This is a genomic window from Methanobrevibacter sp., from assembly GCF_017432245.1.
Classification (GTDB): Archaea; Methanobacteriota; Methanobacteria; order Methanobacteriales; family Methanobacteriaceae; genus Methanobrevibacter.
Genome location: NZ_JAFRJO010000046.1, coordinates 18,666 through 39,414 on the forward strand (window position 1 = coordinate 18,666; position 20,749 = coordinate 39,414).

The window sequence follows — 20,749 nt, forward strand, 5'->3', positions numbered from 1 at the left end:
ACAAGTGATAGTATGTTAATTGAAGAAAATAAAAGAGATTGCATATTAGATAATTTTAAATTAATCAATCAAAAAGAGATTATTGATTTTATTCGTTCTAATACTGGATTATTGGAGTTAATTGAGAAAGTCTATCCTTTGCTTGAATCTTATTTTCCAGATTATTTCTATTCATTATCATATGCAACTGATCCTGAAATAAAGGATTTGGAAGATCTGATGCTATGCATTCATGGTGATGAAAAGGAATTTAAAAGCAATCGTAAGAAGTTGCATGATTTAGAAAGGGAAATCGATTGTTTGAAAGTCTCTAACTGCAAGGTAAAGCGTTTGCTATTAGTGGAGGTATTGTTTTGACTTTCACTTGGGATAAATTTTATGATGTTGGAAGCTGCATGAAAAATATTTCCAAAAAGGAAGAGTATCAACGTTCTGCTGTAGGCCGTTTTTATTATGCAGCTTTTGGATTAGTGAAGAATTATTATGAAGATAAATATCAAAAAACAGTTCCTTCTAATGATTCTCATTCATTTTTAATAAATGAATTGGAAAAATCTTATGGTGATGAGAAGGCCTTAGGTGAAAACTTGAGAAAAATTAGAAGATTTAGGAATTATGCTGATTATGACAATAAGTTCTATATTAAAAATGTTGGAGTCAGCGAAGAAATATATAATGAAATTGTTCAATTATTGAATAATTTGAATAAAAAAAGTAAATGATATTACTCATACCTATGAGTAATCAAGTTTCTTAAGATAGCCATTCTTACTGGAATTGCATTTGCTGCCTGTTCAAAGTACTTATTGTACTTTGTATCATCAACATCATATGCAATCTCATCAATTCTTGGAAGCGGGTGCATGACAATAAGGTCCTTTCCTTCAAGCAATTCCTTATTGATTAGGTAAGCTCCCTTGATTTTTTCATATTCCTCTTCATCAGGGAATCTTTCCTTTTGGATTCTTGTAACGTAGAGAACATCAACATCATCAATGACATCCTTAATGTTATTGGTTTGCTTGAACTTGATGTTGTTCTCTTCAAGGTCATGCAATGTTTCCTTAGGCATCTTAAGCTGGTCTGGAGAGACAAAGGTCATCTCCACATCATACATTCCCAAAGCGTATGAGAGGGAATGGACTGTACGCCCATATTTCAAGTCTCCAAGAAGGGCAATGTTCAATCCATCTATCTTTCCAAAGTGCTTTTTGATTGTGTAAAGATCCAATAATGTTTGGGTTGGGTGTTGGCCAGCACCGTCACCTGCATTAATGATTGGAACATCCACCATATCGGATAGGAAACGTGATACTCCTTCAAGGTCATGCCTTATCACAATTGCATCACAGTATGATTCAAACATCTTAGCTGTATCAGCAATGCTTTCACCTTTAGCGACTGAACTGATTGAAATGTCTCCAAGTTCAATGCATTCCCCTCCAAGTCTTTTCATGGAGGCTTCAAAGGAAAGTCTTGTTCTTGTGGAAGGTTCATAGAATAAGAGTCCTAATATTTTTCCTTCAAGCTCTTTAGATAGCTTTTTTGATTTAGCAACATCTTCAAGCTTGCTTGCTTCCTCTAAGATGAATTCAATTTCATCCTTTTTAAAATCCTTTAATGAAATAAGGTTTTCATGGCCAAATATAGTATTACGCTCCTTAGATTTACAGTTGAAACACTGTTTTTATAAATAAAAAGAAAAAAATAGATATGAATTTTATTTTAAAAAAAAATGAAAAAAGTTTTTAATTTAGATTAAAAACTTTTTAATTCAATTCATCATATTATTAGAATATGTATCCTAATAATGCCATTATGATGAATACAAGAATAGCGATGATAAACACTTTCATGCCTATCTTCATCATCCATTTCAATAGCCCAAATATAATCATCAATAGTATAGCTATTATAATAATCTCTATAATCATTTTTTCACCAGGCTATAAAAAAGGATACTTAAGGAGCGATTTCGTCTCCTTTGAACCATCCAATAATTCCCACAATTACGGAAATGATAATACCAAGAATTAATGCTTTCCAGAAGTGGTGCATAAAGAATCCTACTATTGGGATTAAAAAGAATAATACGATTGCACATAAACAAACTTTATTTAATTCCATATTTTCACCTCTTTTTCAGAACTCCTTTTTTAAATAAAGGATATTCTATTTTATAATATATTGTTAAGTATTATAATAATTTATCTATTTTATTCAAGTTTTTTATTCTTTTTAAGCATTTATTAAATATTTAATTCATCAATCATTTCCTTGATTAGATAGTTCTTTAATGTTCCAATGTCTTCTATTGTCACTTCAACAATGGAATCTGCCTTCATTTCACCTACACCTGGAGGTGTTCCTGTAGCTATTACATCTCCAGGATTCAATGTCATGGTCTCGCTTACATAGGATATGATTTCCTGAGGGGAAAAGATCATTTGTGAAGTGTTTGAGTTTTGCCTTGTTTCTCCATTTACCTTGGTTATGATGTTTTGATTCAATGGGTCAAGGGCTGTTTCTATATATGGTCCTATTGGAGCAAATCCGTCACAACTTTTTCCTCTTGTCCATTGGCCATCTCCAAGGGTGAAGTCCCTTGCTGTAACATCATTTATTATTGTGTATCCGAAGATGTAATCATCCGCTTCTTCTATACTAACTTGTTTTGTTGTTTTTCCTATTACAACAGCAAGCTCTCCTTCATAATCTATTTGCTTGGAGACTTTAGGATAGACGATTATGTTGTCTGTTCTATTTACTGTAGTGGATGGCTTTATGAATATCACTGGACTTTCCGGTAGCTCTAGATTCAATTCCTTTGCATGATCCTTGTAATTGAGGCCAATGCAGACTATCTTTGATGGTTCGGTAGGCGAATATATTTCAATCTCATCTAAGCTGTGTGATGCCACCATATTGTCTAAAATGAATTTTATGTCATTATTGAAGTAGTCTAAGATGTCTCCCTTTAGTTCGATGACTTTACCTTCATCGTCTAGGAAACCTGATTTGATTTCTCTATCTTCATTTAGACTGTCTGCCTTGTTTTTGAATCTTAGGAATTTCATTTAATCACTGAAATGATTATTTTTTTCATATTAAAATCTTCATATTAGGAATTTCATTTAACCACATAATTTATTGAATGATCCTTTCTATTGGAACTACAAGAATGTCACGTGCACCTGCATTTCTTAGCTTGTTTACAAGCTCGAAGACTTCTTCCTCTCCAACCACTGCCTGAACAGCCATTGTTTCCTCTTTTGACAAGACTTCAGATACAGTTGGTCCGCTCATTGCAGGCATGACCTTTTGAACTTCGCATAGGTCCTTTTTAGCTACATTCATCATAATCAATTTCTTTCTTCCAGCTTCAAGCACACCTTGAATTGATGTGCTTACCGCTTCCACAAGGTTTTTCTTTTCCTTGTAGGAATCCTTGTTTGCAATTAATTTGATTGAGCTTTCAAGTATTGTATCAACTATCTTCAAATGGTTCATGTTGAGAGTTGTTCCTGTGCTTGTAAGGTCTGTGATTGCATCAGCTATTCCAATGAATGGAGCTATTTCAGTTGATCCTGTAAGCTTTACGATTTTTATGTCTAAGTTGTTTTCTTCCAAGTATTTCCTTGTAAGTTTAGGGAATTCTGTAGCTATTGTCATTCCATCCTTTAGGTCATCCTTTGATTCTATTTCACTGTCATCAGGTGAAGCCAAGACAAGCTTGGTTGCACCGAACTGAAGGTCTAAAAGGATTTCAACATCTGCATCGTTTTCCTCTATGAGGTCGTATCCTGTGATTCCCATGTCACAGATTCCTTCATCCACAAATTCAGGTATGTCTGCAGCACGTGCAAACATCACGTCTATATCTTCATTGTAAGTCTGTGAGAATAATTTTCTGTTTGTGCTGTCCTTGAGGCGAAGTCCTGCCTTTTCCAATATCCTTACTGCAGGATCACTGATTCTGCCCTTTGACGGCACCGCAATTTTGAGTTTCATGATTTCATCCATATTGTTTTATCTAAAGATTAGCTTATTATTGAAGCCATTGATATTTTTTATCTACAATTATTTTAGTTTTATTTCTATATAATATTAATCAATTTATGAAATTTTTCGACATGTTTGATTATTAAATAATTTCAATATTTTTTCATCGTTTGTAATATATTTAAAAATAAATTTTACTTTTGTTTAGTTTCAGTTTTGATGAACTAATTTTTTATATGCTATATGAATAGCTAGAATTTTATTTGTTGTATATATAGTTTATGATTTTTAATTATAAATCATTACAATTACTGAATTCAAATTCTGTATTGTAATATATCATATTTTGTTAATTAAGGGCGTTATAAGGGCTATTTTTTAGAAACCTTTATATACTAGTAAATTATAAGATAATATTGTACTTATGAAAAAAAGCTTGTTCAGCTAGTATTTTTTAAAAATATGAAGTCTGAATAAGTTTACACTAATTATTGCATTAGTAATAAGTATAGTTTTTTAAAATAAAATTATGGAGAATGATATTTATGGCAATTCCTGTAGCTCCTATCGGAAGAATCATTAAAGATGCTGGTGCTGAAAGAGTAAGCGAAGACGCTAAAAAAGAATTAAACGCTTACGTAGAAGCACAAGCTGCTAAAGTTGCTAAAAAAGCTATCAAATTCGCAGAATTAGCAAAACGTAAAACCGTTAAAGCTGAAGACATCGAATTAGCTATTAGCGAATTATAGATCCCAGCTTTTCCAGCCCTTCGGGCTGCAAAACCTGGACCAAAACTCTTATCACTACGTGTTAGTGATAAGGTTTTTACTTTTTACTGTTTTTTTATATTTTTTTTACATTTTTTTCAAGATCTAATTTTTTCAGATTTATTTTGAGCATTGTTGTTTTAGTTTTTCATACTCTTTTTGGTTTAATTTTGTTATTCTTTTTATTGTTTCATCGTCTAGTCCTTCGTTTATGAGGTCTTTTGCTACTTCATAGTTTCTTGATTTTTGTCCTTCTTCATAGTATATTCGGTCTCTTCTTCCTAGTATTCCTTTAAAATCCAGTGCACTTTCATCTATCATTTTCATCACTTCCTTATATTCTTCACTATCCGTTATGAATTTTTTAGCTAAAAATGATTGGAGAACTGCTGTGTGTAACTTATCTGTTTCATTCATTTTTGCATGGCATGTTAACTCGATTGATTTGATTAGCAATTCTTTAGGTGATCTTTTTGATTTCATGAATGTAAGTATTCTTAAATCCCCTATTTCCGATTTGCTAAGCTCTTCGTTGTTCTTATTTTTCAAACTTATATTATTTATAGTTTTATCTCCATCAAAGCTCTTAAACGATTTATAAGGTATAGTAAACCTGTCATTGTTGTGCCAATTCAAAATAAACTCATCATTGTCCTTATAATGAGTGCTAAGGATTAATGTGTGGACTTTTCTTCTATATTTGGTGCTCATATAACATGCATAGTCAAAAAATTTTTCCTTATCTTCCTTTCTTATTGCCGTTGAATGTGCTTCTAGACTAATTATGTCATTATTGTCCAATTGCCCAAAGAAATCTGCCCTTCTTTCCTTTCCATCATATGTCACGATCTTGGTTGGACAAGGTCTCACTATTTTATATGGAAATCCAAATTTTTCAAGAATGGAATTTATTCCAGGATATAGAAGGCAAAAGTATTTGTCTTCAATTTTTTCCAAATCTATTTTTTCATTATTTTTCATTGTTTCGCCAAAATAATCTATAAATAATCCTAGTTTAAAGTTTATGTTATTTAAATTGATTAGTTTTTTTAAATATTGGATTTTAATTGTTTTTTAATATTATAACGAAATTAAAACAATCTTTCAATCTGATATTTATTTTCCGAAACATTTAAATATAACAATTGTTATATTATAGTATAGAGAAATATAACAATCGTTATATTTTTTCTAAAGAAGAAATTTTAATCATTTCTAAAATTTCTTTTTTTAAAAATAAACCCTCCTTAAATGCAATTTTAATTGCTACAGACATTTATTTATCGCTCTTAAAACACAAATCAAACACACACAACACATATGATTAAAATAATGTAATCTCCTAAAAAATAAATAATTTCTTCTACAAGTCTTTAAATCTCAATCATTTTATTATTTTAATCATATTTACTACTTTTTTTATTTTATTTTATTCATTTTTTATAGCTGATTTTATAAAAATTTATTAAAAACAAATAATAAATTCTAAATTAAAGGTGATTAAATGAGGTTTAAATATTTGTTTTTATGCGCAATCTTTATTGTCTTGGCATCTAGCATAGCAGTTGTTTCAGCCGAAGATGCAGAAATAGGCGATTATACCTTTACCATTCCGGAAGACTTTAACATTACAAATCAAAGTGATGAAGGAATTTTTCTAGAGGATGATTTAGGATTTTATACCATTACACTCTCTATGGCAGACGTCAAAATGAGTCAGGACCAAGCCATTGAAAATCTAAAGTTACAAGGATGGGATTTGGAAAAAGATCAAAACACAAAGGAAATTGGAATTTTCAATGTAACCCAATATGTTTATAACTATAAGAATGCTTATTGTGGATTCTTTTTCTTCTGTGAAAACGATGATGATATGTTAATGATCACTCATGGAACTTCAGGACAAGACGATTTGTTCCTTGAAAGCGCCAGAGACTCTGATGTAGAGGATTTGATAGAATCCTTTAAGGAAAAATGAGGCTATAGACTACAAAATTTTAATGCTCATTATTGAGGTAATCAAAAATAGTTTTAGGTGATAAAATGAAATTTAAATATTTGTTTTTAGGGGTTATGCTTTTGATATTGGCAGGAAGCATGACAGCTATTGCAGCTGCAGATGACTATGAGTCTGTAGGAGATTATACCTTTGATATTCCAGATGGATATCAAGTTGTTGACAAGGATGACGTTTCTGTTGGCATGGAATTGGATGAAAACCATACTGTTCTTGTTTATCAGTTAGATGCAGTAAGTGACATCAATTTTTTCAAGTCAATGCTTGAATCTGCTGGATGTGAATTCGGTGATGCACAAGAATTGAAAGTAGGAAATTTCGAAGCAACCCAATCCACTTACAAATTTGATGAAACCCAAGGATATTTCTATATTTGCAGTGATGGTGGAAAACCTATTGTAGTAGCTGATGGAATGCCTGCAAGCGAAGAGCTTCCAGCAGCTGAAGATAGTCCTGCTTATCAGGTTATTAATTCTTTAGAATAAGTTAATTCTTATTCTCTTTTTTTCTTTTTTTAACTATTTTTAATTTTCAAACCCTATTTTTTTTTAAAATTTCACGAGTTTACTATATAAAACTATTTATGAAAAAATTTTATATTTTATAAATAGTAAACTATACATTAAAAGATAAAAATTTTAAATTTAATAATTCTAGTTTTTGGGGTGTATAAATGAAAAAAAGTTTTGATGATTTGGAAGGAGCAGACCTTATAATTGATTGTATTTATGAGGGAGGTAATCAAGGAGGAACCCGTGCTGATCCTTTATCTAAATTATTTCCTAAGTGTGGGAATTTAGGTGGCTTTAGAAAAGTTAATAGGGCTGATGGTAGTGGTAAACCTGCTTATGTTGTTTTAACTACTACAATGTCTGAATTGGAGTGGCCTGACTACATTGATGAGGAAACAGGTATTTTTAGATATTATGGAGATAATAGAAAATCTGGAAGAAGACACACAGATACAAAACCTAATGGAAATAAATTATTGGAGCATGTTTTTGCCATGTTAAATTCTAATGAATCTTTAGAAGACATGCCTCCTTTTTTTGTTTTTAAAAGTACTGGGACTGGTAGAGATTTTAAATTTTTAGGTTTAGCAGCTCCTGGAAATCCGAACATATCCCCAGATAGAGATTTGGTTGCTATATGGAGAACAATGGAAGGAAATAGATTTTTAAATTATGAATCTTATTTTACTATATTAGACACTGGCACTGAACCAATTACTCAGGACTGGTTAAAAAGCCTGATTGATAATCATGAAAATAATTTAAGATATGCCCCTTTGGTTTGGAAAAATTTTATAGCAAAAGGCCGTAATGGAATTCAAGCACTTAAAGCACCAAGGATTCATCAAGTTCCTTCAAAAAACGACCAAATGAACTGTGATAGGGAAGGAGAAAGGTGTATTGAGATAATATATAATCATTATAAAGAAAATCCTTTCGGCTTTGAAGCTTGTGCAACTGAGCTTATAAAAAACATGGATACAAACTTTGTAAAATTTGAGCTTACTAGGCCTTGGCGTGATGGTGGTAGGGATGCATTTGGTGAATATCATATAAATTCAGAAAGCAGTGCAAATTATCCTTTAACTATAGAATTTGCTTTAGAGGCAAAATGCTTTTCACCTGATACTGGAGTAGGTGTTAAACCAATGTCTAGATTAATATCTAGAATAAAATATCGTCAATTTGGAATATTAGTTACTACAAGCTATGTTAGTAAACAAGCTTATAAAGAAGTTCATGAAGATGGGCATCCTATTTTAATTATTACAGCATCTGATATTGCATCAATTCTAAGATCTAATGGAATAACTACAAATAATATAGAAGAATGGTTAGAAAATATTGATCAGAATGTGACAAGATTATCATAATATTATTTTATCAAAAAATTGTTTTAATTTTGCTTTTATTTTAATCAATTACATAGTTGATTAAAATAATTGTACTATTTTTTCTATTATTTTAATAAAAGCTACATTTAATTAAATTAAATCTAAATTAAAAAATATAATTTCTAATCTACAACATGTAGATAAAAATTTATTTTTTATCAAAATTTCCTCCTTCTACCAACCACTCTACCAAACTGATTGTTCTCTTTAATCAAGTCACCATCAATATAATACTTAGGCCTTCCATACATTTCTTCTCTTATATAGTTGCCGTCTATTCTATATGCTGGCCTTCCGAATTGATTGTTTTCCCTAATTATGTCTCCATCGATGTAGTATTTTGGCCTTCCATACATTCCTTCAACTATAAAGTTTCCTTCTGTGGAAGCCATTGGCTTTCCGAACATTCCTTCTACAATAACTTCTTTTCTAGGCTGGTCTTCATCTGCATTGCTTATTTGTTCATATGGGATATCATCTTCCCTTTCTGATTTAGGATAGTTTATTTGAGGATTGTTTTCCTTATATGTTTTGAGAGGGTCATAGTCAATGTAATCTTCTTTTTCCTTTTCGATTTCCTCTTCAGTAGCTATTTTGTCCTTTAGCGGTGAGTTGATCCTTTCAAGGTAATCGTTATAGGATTCCCCTTCCCTTTTATTGTATTTGCTGTGGGATTGCCTTAGGTAGTCCTTGTATTTATCTTCGTGTTCGACTAATTTGGTTCCGCATTTTATGCAGAACTTTTGATTTTTTTCTATTAGTTTAGCTCCACAGTTGAAACAGTAGTTCATGATGATTCCCCTAAATATCTTCCTAGTCTATCCTCTCATGTAAATTTTTCTGTTGTTTTCAGTTCTAAATTGCATTTAGGTCATTACCCTTTTCTACATATTGTTGGTAACATTGAGGGCAGGTTTTCATTTCTGAGGTAGTTTAACTCCATGATTATATATAATTTTCTTAAATTCTTATTTCAGTACTTGAAGACTATTTCCATCATTTTTCTTTTCATAGGTATAATTTTTCATTTAAAAATTCTTTTGTTAATGCAAAGGAAATTACTTTATCTTTTTCTAAAAATAAGTCATATGTATTTTTACCTTTACTTCTTTTTGGTGCAATTTCTATTATTTGCCCATCAAAAGATTTAGGCTTAGGTAATAAATTTAAATCTTCTTTTTCTATTGTTTCTTTAATCATATTGTAAGATTTTTCAATTGATTCTAAATCATCATCATTAAAACTAATTCTTTTTACACCATCTAAAACCCTGTAACCATTTTTTGTCTTTTCTTTAGTAGGTTGTTTATAGCAAATAACTAACAATGTTGTTTCTTCAAAATATTTTTTCCAATCGGAATCTTCCCAATCATCAACGAAATCCTCTTTACTCATTGTCCTAAAGGTCATTCTTTCTTTCGGATAACCAGTACATAATAAAGGTAAATTTTTAATTATAAAACTTGATTTCTTAAATAAATCATTTTTTTCTTCCAATTCTTCATCTTTTCCAATTAAAATATTAGCTATTTGTTTATTTATATCATAACGGACTATTTTTCCTCTTTCAAAAGTAACTCCAGTTAATTTTTCATATATTTCCACTTGTGTTTGCCCTAAATATGGTTCAATTTTATCGTAAATATAATCTTCAGCTGTTTTATATCTAGTTTCAAATGTTAAGGTAGTTTGTTTGTGGTCTTCAAATCCATCTCTCAAAATCCAAGTCATATATTTTTGTTTCAATGAAAAAGCTCTAGTTGGAGCAAGAACATCAGAGTTTGGTTGAGTAGTAGTACTAGATCCGTCTGCTCCTTTCCTACAAGCACCTAAATAAGTTGTATCTCCTTCTGATAAATCTTCGGCATGCCCTTTTAAAACTTTTTCTTGAATTGTATAAAAATCATTTTTAAAGATTTCTTTGTCAGTATCCATATCAAATAGCTGATAGTGTGTAATAACAAAGTCTTTAACCATTTTACCTTTTTCATAAACATACCAAATAAACAATATTTTTTGGTTTTTACTGATTAAATGGCTTCCTTCATAGTCTTCTTCAACGATTTCGTTAAAATTTATTTGATTTAAAGAAACTCTTTCTTTTGCTGATATGGTTCCATTTTTATTTTTTTTATATCCAGTAACTTTTAATTCCACACCAATATTATCAAAATCAGCTTTAGAAATATTGTTGTTGGGATATTTGTAAAAACCAGTTTCAACTAACTTTCCTAAATCTCCTCTTCCTCCAACTAAACTGGTTCTATCCCCTAAAATGTCATCTTCATCAAATTCTTTAAATGTTTTACCTTTAATTGCTTCTGTATAGTTAAGTAATTCCTCAATTGTATTGAATTTCATATTTTAATCCCCTTACTCAATATTTTGTTATATAGTTAATTATACATAAAACTATTAGTTTTCATTTGCTCCCATTCATTGTTTAAATATGAAAATTAAATTAAATATATAAATCAAAATTTATAAAATATTATAAGAGGAATTTTTATGGATAAAACAGTAGTAGAATTATTTGCAGGTGTTGGTGGGTTCCGTTGTGGATTCAATCATGTTAGCCTAAAGGATGGAAAAGTCCACGAAGAGGATAATTGGGACTTTGTTTGGGCAAATCAATGGGAACCTTCCACTAAATCACAAGCTGCATTTGATTGTTATGTTGAAAGATTCGGAGAATCTGAGAATCATGTAAATGAGGACATAGCTACTGTTGATAAAAAGACAATTCCTAATCACACTCTTCTTGTAGGAGGATTCCCTTGCCAGGATTATTCAGTTGCTCGTTCTTTATCTGGTGAAAAGGGAATTGAAGGTAAAAAAGGAGTGCTTTGGTGGCAAATAGCTGAAGTTTTAGAAGAAAAAAGGCCTCCTTTTGTTCTTTTGGAAAATGTAGATAGATTATTACGTTCACCTGCTAGCCAAAGAGGAAGAGACTTCGGTGTAATGTTAAGGACACTTCTCGACAACGGTTATTCCGTGGAGTGGAGAGTAATCAATGCTGCAGAATATGGATTCCCACAAAAGAGAAGAAGAGTATTTATTTTTGCTTATCATGAGTCTACTAATTATTATAAAAAGATGGATAAGGTAGATTATGAGGATTTAATTTACAAGGAAGGAATTTTTGCTAAGAATTTCCCAATTCAATATAATACAGATAAGAATTTGGATGGAAAAGAAGTTTCCATTGATGAATTTGGACAAACATCAATCAAAAAGAAAGATTTTGATGATCTTGTAGCTATTAGTGATGATTTTGATTTCCATTTCTTTAATTCTGGACTTATGCATAAAGGAAATATTTACACCTTTAAGACCTCTCCTGTTGAATGTGAGAATATGACCACTTTAGGGGACATTATAGAAAAAGGAGAAGTTGATGAGAAATATTATCTTTTAGATGAAAAATTGGAAAAATGGAAGTATTTAAAAGGATCTAAAAAAGTTCCTAGAAAAAGACCTAATGGTGAAACTTACTATTTTTCAGAAGGTAAAATTGCATTTCCTGATAAATTAGATGTTCCAGCTAGAACTATGCTAACTAGTGAAAGTACAACAAATAGAAGTTCTCATGTAGTTAAAGATGTTAAATCAGGCAATTTAAGAACTTTAACTCCAGTTGAGGCTGAAAGGATTCAGATGTTCCCAGATGATTGGACCAATATTGAATCTAAAGCGATGACTGAACGTAGAAGATACTTTATGATGGGTAATGCACTTGTTGTTGGTGTTGTAGAGCGTTTAGGTGATCATATTTCAACTATTGTTGAAAAGGAAGACTAATTTTTTAATTTACTTTTTAATTTTTTCCCTTTATAGTTTTTTTAGAAAGTATTTTATTCAATAAATTATATACTATATTTAAAGGTATTATATTATTTATGTAAAAATGGGGGATTTTTATTTTAACTAATTCTGAAAATTTAGATATTTGTCCATTCTGTAAGAATGTTATTCCACATGGTCCTGCTTATTTTTGTCCTACTTGTGGAAAGAGATTGGATGAAAAATATTCTAAAAGGCAAATTATTTTAGAAAATACAGACATTTTAATGGATGAAACTGATTTTGAAGACTCTTCTATTGATGAATTAGAAGACATTACTAGTTTAATTCAGTCTAATAGTTCATATTCTAATGATTTTACCTCAGATATAAATCAAGATGAAAAATCAGATGATATTGTAAAAAGTACTGATGAGAATGAACAGGGGACTATTGAAAATATCGAAGAGGACTCATTAGATTCTGAAGATGACATCAATGAAAATTCAAGCGAAGTTAACTTAAAATCACAAAATAATTCTATTAAATTAGATCTATTCCTAAAATATTGTGTAGATGAAGAGTTCTCTTATAATTTCTTAAGATTTAAAATTGTTGATGCAGATGGTGATAAGGACACTTTAGTGAATAGGATTATATCTAATTTTAATTTAAGAGACATTATTAATTACAAGTATAAGTATAGATCTTCTAAATTAGAAGAAATTTTTGATTCATTTGTTAAACCGTTAAAAGTTGTTGATTTAGTTAGCATTGCCGAAAAATATGATGTTAAGGTTTCTTTAAGTAAAAGCGCTTTAAAAAATAATTTTTTCGAAAAATTTGATTCTTATGATTTAATTCTTGTTTTAAATAATGAAGGATTAGACATTTACCATTATGCAAAAATTTCGGTTTTAGAGCAAATTTATCTCTTAAATGACAAGAAATTAATAAAAGAGGCGGGTAAATGTCCAAACATTAATCATTCCAGGCATGAAATGATTTCTTGTCTAGTTAAAAATTTCAGTGAAGGATTCTTAATAAGCAACAATAAGTTTGAAAGAGGGGAGGATACTAAATGAAACTAAGACTGTATACTGCTAAGGAGGATTCTGAAAATTTCAGCAGATCTTTTTCAACAAAATTATATCCTAAATTTGAGCGCAGCACTTTCTTATTTGTAGATTTTAGTATCAATGAATCTCAAAAAGATGTTTTTAAAATACAAGTATTTTACTCAGAAAATGGATTTTTTTATACTAAATTTAATTCAAAAGAGATTATTAGGCATGCTTTTGGAAAATGGGATCAACTAAATTTTATATTGGCAAGTGATAAAAACAAGCCTTTAAATCCTTTATTTATTTTTGATTTTCCATTAAATAATTCTAAATCCCCTTATGATGCAATGTTTGCGAATGTAAATGGTGAATTGCATATTTTATCTAAAATTTACAATTTATCTGATGAACATTTTAAATTATTGAGAAAATCCTATAAGTTATATAAAACTAAGGGTGCTGATTACACTTTATTTGATTTTGGAAATTGCTTTAGTTTCATTGATAAATTTTTAAATAATCTTGAAACTATTCTAGATGATGTAGATTTCAAATTAAACGATTCTAATGAATTAATTATTAATCCGATTCCTTTAGATTCAATTAGAAAAAGGGAAGATAATTATAAATTCTGCATGATTTGTGGTAAAAAATTAGAATCTACTCTTAATAAGAATTTATTGGAGCTTTCTCGTAAATTCCCTGCAAGATGTGAAAATTGCTTAAAGAAAATTTATGCATTAGATCTTTATTATAAACTAAATGAAGGTTCTATTTCAACTAATATGCTTTCTACATCTGAATTGGAATATATGTGGGATGAAGAAGGATTATTTGAATATAATTTTAAATTATTAAAAGATTATGGATTTTTAAAACCATTTTCCGATGATATTTATAAATTATATCTCAATGATGATATAAATGAAGCTTTTGGTTCTTTATTAAATCCTATTGAAGAAAAAGGAGAGGAATCTAAATCAAAATCCGCACTTGATGATTACTTTGGCTTTACTGATGATAAAGAAAAACCTAAATGCAGAATTTGTGGAAAGGAAATTGAAGAAGAGGATGGAACTGATATTTGTTCTAATTGCTTTGATAAGCAAATGACAATTGAACAAATCCACAAGTTTTTAGAATATGTAAAACCTGGAACAGGATTTAGTAAATCTTCTTTGATTGAAAAAGGTTTTAATATTATTGATTTGGATATAACTATTGCAGATTTAGAAGATAATGGTTTATTAAGATATGATTCCGATGATCTCATCATTTTAGCTAATAGAACCAAATTAAACGAATTTATTAGGGAATATTCTGATTCTGAAGAATATATTATTCAAATAAAGGAAGAAGAAATTCCTAAATTAAATATTTATGACGAATATTTGAAAAGTGAAGAAACCTTAGATAAAGCAATAAATCTAATAGATTATCAAAACTTTGTTGAATGTTATTATAATCATGAAAATTCTGATTGGATTGTTACTCTTAAAAAGGAAGGCCATATTTTCCTAAGTCAAAATTTTGTCACTCCATATCAAGCTAAACTGATGGCTGTAAGATATTTGGGAGAAATTGGCGTTGTAAACATTATTAAAAATAATTTTGATTCGAAGTTTGAGAATAATCATGTATTAAGGGGACCTACAGAAATTAAAGATGCAAAAACCGAAGCAAATCTAGATTTATCTGAAGAATCGAAAGATATTGGACCTAAGAATGATTCGGATGTTTCCATTAAAACTAATGTATCTGCTAATAAACATAAAAAATGTCTCATATGTGGAAATGAGATTATTCACAAAGATTATGCTACAAATAGGAAATATTGTGATGAATGCAAAAATAAATATAAACCTTCAGAATTAAGTGCTTTAGTTGGTATTAAAGAGGGGAAATACACTGAAGAAACAGTGAATTCTATTAAGAAATTAAAAATGGAAGGAAAAACTAATACTCAAATTGCATATAAATTAGGCATACCTAATCCTCTAATTACTCCTATTTTAAGACATTATCCTACAGATAATGCTTCATCATTATCATTTGTTCCAGAGAATAATAAGGAGAGCAATAATAGTAAAGTGTGCCCTATTTGTAAAAAAACTTTTGAAGAAAAAAAGAGAGGGTCTGGCCAAAAGTATTGTGATGATTGTAAAAGCAAATTTACTCCAACTGAAATTCAAGTGTTAATCGGAATTAATGAAGGAAAATACACCACAGAACTAGCTATTAGACTTAAAGATTTAAAAGAACAAGGGTTTACAAATACTTTTATTTCCTCCGAAGAAAATATTCCATTAACTCTAGTAACTCCTATTATCCATATTTTATTAGATGATGATAAAAAAATTGATGGAATTTCTTTCAATAAGAAATTATCAAAATGGTTTGTATATACAAAAGTTAATAATGAATATATTAATCTAGGTTTTTACAAAACAAAAGAAGAAGCTATTTTAGCTAGAAATAAATATTATGATGTCCACCCTTATAAAGAAAACTTTGACAAATTGGATTTATCTGTAGAAGAAGCTGAAGAAGAAATTGAAAAAATTGATGAGGAAACTCAAAATGAATCATTAAAACAATTATTCCAAAAAGATTGCGGAGATGATTATTCAAAAATTTTCTTAAAAGGCATAATTTCAGAAAAGGATCGAGTGTCTATCTTCAATTTTATTTCATTTATAAATTGCAATTTAAATAAACTCCTTTGTGAAAAACTAGAAGATAATAATTATGATTTCATGTTAGACATTGATATAGAAAAAAGCCGTTTAAAATCAGCTTTAAAAGATTTAAAATTATTAGGTTGGGAAAATGCAAAATAGTAACTCAAATATTAAACTAAGAGATTATCAAATAGAAGCTATCGATTCTTGGTTTAATAATGATTGTAGAGGTATTTTTGAAATGGCTACAGGTACAGGAAAGACTTTTACAGCTCTTTCTTGCTTTAAGCAACTTTCAGATACTAAAGACAGATTATTAACAGTTATTGCATGTCCTCAATCTCATTTAATAGATCAATGGATAAATGAATTAAAAAAATTTCATGATGGCCCAATTATAACCGCATCTGGAAAGAATTATAAATGGAAAAAAGATTTTAAAAATTTATATACAGATTATTATTTAGGGCTAGTTGATAAAGCAGTTGTTTTAACAACACATATTTCTTTATCTTCAGATTATTTCCTAGATACAATTCAAGAATTTGAAGTAGAAATATTGTTAATTGTTGATGAAGTTCATGGGATAGGTTCAGAAAAACAAATGATTGCATTAAATAATCGTTATGATTATCGTTTAGGCTTAAGTGCAACTCCTGCAAGATGGTTTGATGATTTTGGAACTCATGTTATTGAAGAATTCTTTGGTGGAGTTGTATTTGAATTTGACATAGAAAGAGCTTTAAATGAGTTTAATCCAGATACTGGAAAGACTTATTTAACTCCTTATATTTATAAACCGATTCTCGTTGATTTAACTTATGATGAATTTGAAAAATATTCTAATTATAGTAGGAAAATCGCTGTTATGATGGAGGCGGATGAAGAAAAGGATGAAAATGGTGTAAGTTTAGAGACATATTTCTTTGCTCGTCAGAAAATAATTAACAATGCTGAAGAAAAATACAAAGCATTTATTGATATACTAGAAGAAAAACCAGACATTGATAAATTAATTGTATTTTGCTCTCCACAGCAAATAGACAGAGTTCAGGAAATTTTAAATGAAAAAAGGATTATTCCTCAACATAGATTCACTCAAGAGCAATCGGCTACAAAGAAGAAAAATGACATATATTCAGAAAGGGAATATTTGCTTAAAAAGTTTGAAGATGGATCTTATAAGGCTTTAGTGGCTATTAAATGTTTAGATGAAGGTGTTGATGTTCCTTCAGCTGAAAACGCAATTATTATGTCAAGCACTTCAAATCCAAGAGAACACGTCCAAAGAAGAGGTCGTATTTTAAGAAATTCTCCTGGAAAGGAAAGAGCTATTATTTATGATATTTTGGTATTTCCAAAAGAAACAACTAAAATAGGAGAAAAGATAAGAGAAAAGGAAATCAATAGATACATGGGATTTGCATCTAATGCAGAAAATTCATGGGAATGTATTAAATTATTGAAGAAATTAGGAGAATGGTGATTGTATGGCTTTAAAAGTAGGAAAAAAACTAATAGAAGATATTCAGAATTCTGAATATGATGAAAAAACCAAAGCATTCATAATTCAAGCTTTGAGGTTGGAATTTAAAAGAGAAAAAGAGGATATAAGCCATTATTTTAAAAAATATGATAGTTTAATTGAAAATTTCGTAGATTAAGGTGGGAAAATGATACTTAATAGGGTTTCTATTCGTAATTATCGCCAATATCGTAATGTTGATATTGATTTTGCCCAAGGTGATGGTAAAAATTTCACAATTATTCAAGGAAATAACGGAACAGGAAAAACCACACTATTAAATTGTTTAAGTTGGTGTCTTTATGGTTCTGAAATTCATGACTATAAGGATGATTCTTCAATGGAAATATGTAATAATAAAACTGCTAATTTGGCAGTAATTGGAGATAAAATAAAAGTTAGTGTGGAATTAGAATTTTTAGATGAAGGAGAGATTTTAGCTTTCCATAGAGTAAAAGGGTTCCGTAAAACAGAAACAGGCTTAGTATCACAACCTAGTTTGGATAAATTTGAGGTTAAAACACAAGAAGGCAATGATATTAAAGTAAAGGCAAATGATTCATACACAATTGAACGTAAAATTCCTCAAGCTATTGAAGATTATTTCTTTTTTGATGGAGCTCGTTTAAGCGAATACTTCCAAAAGGAAAAGACAAAAAAAATTAGAGAAACAGTATTTAGCTTATCTCAATTAAACTTACTTGAAAATGCTAGTAAAAATTTGATAAAAGTGAAAGATCAGTATATTTCTAAAATAAAGCAATTAGAGCCTAAAATTGGAGGGGCTAGTGAAAAAGTAAGTGAATATGATAAACAGATTAAAGAAGCAGAAGAGGACTTAGAAAAAACAGAAAACGATCTTAAAGAAATTAAAATAGAAATTGACAACATTAATGATGAATTAGTCAACAAAAAATCAACTGAAGTTAGAAAAGATGCAGAAAGAAATATAGTGCTTGATAATGCAATAGACTCAAATAATAAAAAACTGTCAAAATTAGAAGCTGAAAGAAAAAAGCATGTATTAACTAAATACCCATTCATTTTATCTTATGAGTCTTTTTTGAGTTTTATGGAATTAGGTGAAAAATCTAGACAAAAAGGTTATATTCCACCTAAATTTAAAAGAAGTTTCATTCAAGATTTATTAGATGAAGGTAAATGTATTTGTGGTACTGATTTATCAGTTGATATAGAACACAGAAAAATGTTAGAACAACTTTTGGAAGAGACTAATCCTTTAACTGATCATGCTGAAGAACTTACAGTTGCTTTAAATCAAGTTAAAGAAGTTATCATGAAAGACATTCAAAAATTCAAATCTAGATCTTTTGAGATTCATTCCGAGATTCGTTCTATAAATGAAGAGCAAGAAAAATTAATCATTGAAAAAAGAGATGTGGAGTCTAGATTAACTGATAATCCTCTTGAAGGTATTGAAAGATTAACCAATCGTAGAAAACAATTAAGAACATCAAAGGATAGTAAAGAAACTAAAATTAAAAATTTAAAATCTCATATAGAAAAATTAGAAGGAGAACGAGGGGAACAACGTAAATTAGTTAATAAAGAGGCACGCTACTCAAAAGAAATTGAAGAATTCAGAATTAAAAAGGAATTCTGTGAAAATATGAGTAAGTCTACTGAAACTATTTACAAAGATTTAAAAGAAAAAATGAGGGCAAATGTTCAAGAATTAACTAAAGAAAAATTCATCAAAATCTCTTGGAAAGAAGATGAGTTTGTTGATATAATAATTGACGAGGATTATGAAGTTTTCATTCAAAATAGGTTAGGTGATTTAGAAAGACCTGGAGATTTATCAGATGGTGAAAAATTATGTTTAGGTCTTTGTTTTATGTCTGCATTACACAATATTTCTGGATTTGAACTGCCTATTATTATGGATACTCCTTTAGGTAATTTAGATGTTGATATGAGGCATAACATTGCAGAATTTTTACCTCAATTTGTAGGTGATAAACAAACAGTTTTACTTGTAACTGGAACCGAGTATACTGATGACTTTAGGGACACTATACATGGTTCAGTTGGAAAAGAATATATGATTGAGTGGAATAATTCTGATGAAGGTAAAGAGTCTAAGGTGGTTTTAAATGGCTAAAGTAAATGAAAGAAGGATTAATTATAATGAAGATGATTATGAAACTTTAAAAAGATTAATGGTTGAAGAACCTTTTAGAAGTTTAAATCTCATAGATATTTTTGCAATTTCCTTAATATATGGGAAAAAAGCAGGAATAAGAACTCCTTTGGATAAGAAAAAAACTGGCCGTATACGTCAAACAACAATTGAAAATTCTAATGTTCATTATTTAATGATGGCCGTTGCTGTTGAGGAAACAGGGAGTTTTGAAGTTTTAGCTAAACGTAATGATTACTTTAAAATATGTGAAGAATATGCAAAAACTGGCCTATCTCTTTTAGAAGAAGATTTCATTGAAAATCCTAAAGGATTATTAGATGATTTAGAGCTTGAAGCATTAAAATATTTTGATAAGTTTATAAAACAATAATTTTTATTTTAAAGTGATTTTATGTCCGAATTTAAAGATTTCTATGATACTTTAATAGAAAACTTAGAGGGATACGAGGGTGAATACGCATACTTTATCAATTGTGGCCCTAATTTATTTAATCTCTTATGCGACCTTCTTTCGCAAGAGGAAATTAATAGACAGATGAGATTAGAAATTAGTGCAGCTATTGCATATTATGTTGCTCCAGATGATATCATCCCAGAGGAAATATATGGCCCTTATGGTTATATTGATGATATCTTCGTATCTGTTTATGTTTTAAGAAAAGTAGCCAAACAATTTGGCTATGATTTTCTTCAAAATTTATGGAATCATGAAACTGATGTTAAAGAAGTTATGGATGATTGTTATGATAATTCTTTAGAATTATTGGAAGACAAAGTTCACCCAGTCTTATCTTATGTTGGTTTGATGGATTAACTTTTTTTATTTTTTATTTTTTT

22 protein-coding genes are annotated in these 20,749 nt (G+C 29.5%); 14 read left to right on the plus strand and 8 right to left on the minus strand.

Annotated elements, in window-relative coordinates:
- Positions 1 to 12: 12 nt before the first annotated feature.
- Both IJI80_RS03915 and IJI80_RS03920 read left to right on the plus strand, forming a co-directional pair.
- Positions 13 to 357, plus strand: a complete 345-nt coding sequence (locus tag IJI80_RS03915) for a hypothetical protein (protein ID WP_292787817.1) — start codon at positions 13 to 15, stop codon at positions 355 to 357.
- Positions 354 to 722 carry a HEPN domain-containing protein gene (locus tag IJI80_RS03920; RefSeq protein WP_292787818.1) on the plus strand — a complete coding sequence of 123 codons (369 nt, stop codon included), beginning with the start codon at positions 354 to 356 and terminating at the stop codon, positions 720 to 722. Before IJI80_RS03915 ends, IJI80_RS03920 begins: the two co-directional genes overlap by 4 nt.
- A 2-nt stretch (positions 723 to 724) precedes the next feature.
- On the opposite strand, the gene pyrB is transcribed toward IJI80_RS03920, so the two are convergent.
- The 5 genes from pyrB to hisG form a co-directional block, all read right to left on the minus strand.
- Positions 725 to 1,648, minus strand: coding sequence for an aspartate carbamoyltransferase (pyrB, locus tag IJI80_RS03925; protein ID WP_292787861.1), 924 nt, complete (start codon positions 1,646 to 1,648; stop codon positions 725 to 727).
- A 142-nt stretch (positions 1,649 to 1,790) separates the two neighbouring features.
- The gene (locus IJI80_RS03930) at positions 1,791 to 1,934 is read right to left on the minus strand and encodes a hypothetical protein (protein ID WP_292787820.1); all 144 of its coding nucleotides are present in this window, start codon (positions 1,932 to 1,934) and stop codon (positions 1,791 to 1,793) included.
- Positions 1,935 to 1,962: 28 nt separating this feature from the next.
- A complete protein-coding gene (locus IJI80_RS03935) occupies positions 1,963 to 2,127 on the minus strand; it encodes a hypothetical protein (protein WP_292787822.1) in 165 nt (54 codons plus the stop codon).
- A gap of 122 nt (positions 2,128 to 2,249) precedes the next feature.
- Complete coding sequence (locus tag IJI80_RS03940) at positions 2,250 to 3,077, minus strand: fumarylacetoacetate hydrolase family protein (RefSeq protein ID WP_292787823.1); 828 nt, start codon at positions 3,075 to 3,077, stop codon at positions 2,250 to 2,252.
- Positions 3,078 to 3,147: 70 nt separating this feature from the next.
- Complete coding sequence (gene hisG / locus IJI80_RS03945; RefSeq protein WP_292787825.1) at positions 3,148 to 4,011, minus strand: ATP phosphoribosyltransferase; 864 nt, start codon at positions 4,009 to 4,011, stop codon at positions 3,148 to 3,150.
- A 536-nt stretch (positions 4,012 to 4,547) separates the two neighbouring features.
- Here hisG and IJI80_RS03950 point away from each other — a divergent pair.
- A complete protein-coding gene (locus tag IJI80_RS03950) occupies positions 4,548 to 4,751 on the plus strand; it encodes a histone (RefSeq protein ID WP_292787827.1) in 204 nt (67 codons plus the stop codon).
- Positions 4,752 to 4,889: 138 nt separating this feature from the next.
- Here the strand turns inward: IJI80_RS03950 and IJI80_RS03955 are convergent, their stop codons facing one another.
- On the minus strand, positions 4,890 to 5,750 hold the full coding sequence (locus IJI80_RS03955; RefSeq protein ID WP_292787828.1) for a hypothetical protein: 861 nt from the start codon (positions 5,748 to 5,750) through the stop codon (positions 4,890 to 4,892).
- Positions 5,751 to 6,273: 523 nt separating this feature from the next.
- Here IJI80_RS03955 and IJI80_RS03960 point away from each other — a divergent pair.
- From IJI80_RS03960 to IJI80_RS03970, 3 genes are all read left to right on the plus strand, one after another.
- The gene (locus IJI80_RS03960; RefSeq protein ID WP_292787830.1) at positions 6,274 to 6,747 is read left to right on the plus strand and encodes a hypothetical protein; all 474 of its coding nucleotides are present in this window, start codon (positions 6,274 to 6,276) and stop codon (positions 6,745 to 6,747) included.
- A 65-nt stretch (positions 6,748 to 6,812) separates the two neighbouring features.
- Complete coding sequence (locus tag IJI80_RS03965) at positions 6,813 to 7,271, plus strand: hypothetical protein (RefSeq protein WP_292787832.1); 459 nt, start codon at positions 6,813 to 6,815, stop codon at positions 7,269 to 7,271.
- Between the two features lie 188 nt (positions 7,272 to 7,459).
- Positions 7,460 to 8,671 (plus strand): restriction endonuclease, encoded by a 1,212-nt coding sequence (locus tag IJI80_RS03970; protein WP_292787833.1) that lies wholly within the window; start codon positions 7,460 to 7,462, stop codon positions 8,669 to 8,671.
- A 179-nt stretch (positions 8,672 to 8,850) separates the two neighbouring features.
- Here the strand turns inward: IJI80_RS03970 and IJI80_RS03975 are convergent, their stop codons facing one another.
- The gene (locus tag IJI80_RS03975; RefSeq protein ID WP_292787835.1) at positions 8,851 to 9,483 is read right to left on the minus strand and encodes a zinc ribbon domain-containing protein; all 633 of its coding nucleotides are present in this window, start codon (positions 9,481 to 9,483) and stop codon (positions 8,851 to 8,853) included.
- Between the two features lie 217 nt (positions 9,484 to 9,700).
- Entirely contained in the window at positions 9,701 to 11,053 is a 1,353-nt protein-coding gene (locus IJI80_RS03980) for a Sau3AI family type II restriction endonuclease (protein WP_292787837.1), read from the minus strand.
- A gap of 147 nt (positions 11,054 to 11,200) precedes the next feature.
- On the opposite strand from IJI80_RS03980, the gene dcm reads away from it, so the two are divergent.
- From dcm to IJI80_RS04020, 8 genes are all read left to right on the plus strand, one after another.
- Complete coding sequence (gene dcm, locus IJI80_RS03985) at positions 11,201 to 12,493, plus strand: DNA (cytosine-5-)-methyltransferase (protein ID WP_292787838.1); 1,293 nt, start codon at positions 11,201 to 11,203, stop codon at positions 12,491 to 12,493.
- Between the two features lie 215 nt (positions 12,494 to 12,708).
- Entirely contained in the window at positions 12,709 to 13,560 is an 852-nt protein-coding gene (locus IJI80_RS03990; protein WP_292787841.1) for a hypothetical protein, read from the plus strand.
- Positions 13,557 to 16,379 (plus strand): hypothetical protein, encoded by a 2,823-nt coding sequence (locus tag IJI80_RS03995; protein WP_292787843.1) that lies wholly within the window; start codon positions 13,557 to 13,559, stop codon positions 16,377 to 16,379. Before IJI80_RS03990 ends, IJI80_RS03995 begins: the two co-directional genes overlap by 4 nt.
- The gene (locus IJI80_RS04000) at positions 16,369 to 17,706 is read left to right on the plus strand and encodes a DEAD/DEAH box helicase family protein (protein ID WP_292787845.1); all 1,338 of its coding nucleotides are present in this window, start codon (positions 16,369 to 16,371) and stop codon (positions 17,704 to 17,706) included. The genes IJI80_RS03995 and IJI80_RS04000 overlap by 11 nt, the downstream gene beginning before the upstream one ends.
- Before the next feature lie 4 nt (positions 17,707 to 17,710).
- On the plus strand, positions 17,711 to 17,884 hold the full coding sequence (locus IJI80_RS04005; protein WP_292787847.1) for a hypothetical protein: 174 nt from the start codon (positions 17,711 to 17,713) through the stop codon (positions 17,882 to 17,884).
- 9 nt (positions 17,885 to 17,893) lie between these two features.
- The gene (locus IJI80_RS04010; protein WP_292787849.1) at positions 17,894 to 19,870 is read left to right on the plus strand and encodes an AAA family ATPase; all 1,977 of its coding nucleotides are present in this window, start codon (positions 17,894 to 17,896) and stop codon (positions 19,868 to 19,870) included.
- Positions 19,863 to 20,282: a hypothetical protein gene (locus tag IJI80_RS04015; protein WP_292787851.1), complete on the plus strand. Its 420-nt coding sequence runs from the start codon at positions 19,863 to 19,865 to the stop codon at positions 20,280 to 20,282. Before IJI80_RS04010 ends, IJI80_RS04015 begins: the two co-directional genes overlap by 8 nt.
- Positions 20,283 to 20,303: 21 nt before the next feature.
- Positions 20,304 to 20,726: a YkvA family protein gene (locus IJI80_RS04020; protein WP_292787853.1), complete on the plus strand. Its 423-nt coding sequence runs from the start codon at positions 20,304 to 20,306 to the stop codon at positions 20,724 to 20,726.
- Positions 20,727 to 20,749: the final 23 nt, after the last annotated feature.

Excerpts from the sequence above, each read along its gene's own strand:
- IJI80_RS03995 (WP_292787843.1), top strand. The coding sequence starts at position 13,557 with ATGAAACTAAGACTGTATACTGCTAAGGAGGATTCTGAAAATTTCAGC.
- IJI80_RS03935 (WP_292787822.1), bottom strand. The coding sequence starts at position 2,127 with ATGGAATTAAATAAAGTTTGTTTATGTGCAATCGTATTATTCTTTTTA.
- IJI80_RS03975 (WP_292787835.1), bottom strand. The coding sequence starts at position 9,483 with ATGAACTACTGTTTCAACTGTGGAGCTAAACTAATAGAAAAAAATCAA.
- IJI80_RS04010 (WP_292787849.1), top strand. The coding sequence starts at position 17,894 with ATGATACTTAATAGGGTTTCTATTCGTAATTATCGCCAATATCGTAAT.
- dcm (WP_292787838.1), top strand. The coding sequence starts at position 11,201 with ATGGATAAAACAGTAGTAGAATTATTTGCAGGTGTTGGTGGGTTCCGT.
- IJI80_RS04005 (WP_292787847.1), top strand. The coding sequence starts at position 17,711 with ATGGCTTTAAAAGTAGGAAAAAAACTAATAGAAGATATTCAGAATTCT.
- IJI80_RS04015 (WP_292787851.1), top strand. The coding sequence starts at position 19,863 with ATGGCTAAAGTAAATGAAAGAAGGATTAATTATAATGAAGATGATTAT.
- IJI80_RS03980 (WP_292787837.1), bottom strand. The coding sequence starts at position 11,053 with ATGAAATTCAATACAATTGAGGAATTACTTAACTATACAGAAGCAATT.
- IJI80_RS03960 (WP_292787830.1), top strand. The coding sequence starts at position 6,274 with ATGAGGTTTAAATATTTGTTTTTATGCGCAATCTTTATTGTCTTGGCA.
- IJI80_RS04020 (WP_292787853.1), top strand. The coding sequence starts at position 20,304 with ATGTCCGAATTTAAAGATTTCTATGATACTTTAATAGAAAACTTAGAG.
- IJI80_RS03965 (WP_292787832.1), top strand. The coding sequence starts at position 6,813 with ATGAAATTTAAATATTTGTTTTTAGGGGTTATGCTTTTGATATTGGCA.
- IJI80_RS03955 (WP_292787828.1), bottom strand. The coding sequence starts at position 5,750 with ATGAAAAATAATGAAAAAATAGATTTGGAAAAAATTGAAGACAAATAC.
- IJI80_RS04000 (WP_292787845.1), top strand. The coding sequence starts at position 16,369 with ATGCAAAATAGTAACTCAAATATTAAACTAAGAGATTATCAAATAGAA.
- IJI80_RS03950 (WP_292787827.1), top strand. The coding sequence starts at position 4,548 with ATGGCAATTCCTGTAGCTCCTATCGGAAGAATCATTAAAGATGCTGGT.
- IJI80_RS03915 (WP_292787817.1), top strand. The coding sequence starts at position 13 with ATGTTAATTGAAGAAAATAAAAGAGATTGCATATTAGATAATTTTAAA.
- hisG (WP_292787825.1), bottom strand. The coding sequence starts at position 4,011 with ATGAAACTCAAAATTGCGGTGCCGTCAAAGGGCAGAATCAGTGATCCT.
- IJI80_RS03940 (WP_292787823.1), bottom strand. The coding sequence starts at position 3,077 with ATGAAATTCCTAAGATTCAAAAACAAGGCAGACAGTCTAAATGAAGAT.
- IJI80_RS03970 (WP_292787833.1), top strand. The coding sequence starts at position 7,460 with ATGAAAAAAAGTTTTGATGATTTGGAAGGAGCAGACCTTATAATTGAT.
- IJI80_RS03930 (WP_292787820.1), bottom strand. The coding sequence starts at position 1,934 with ATGATTATAGAGATTATTATAATAGCTATACTATTGATGATTATATTT.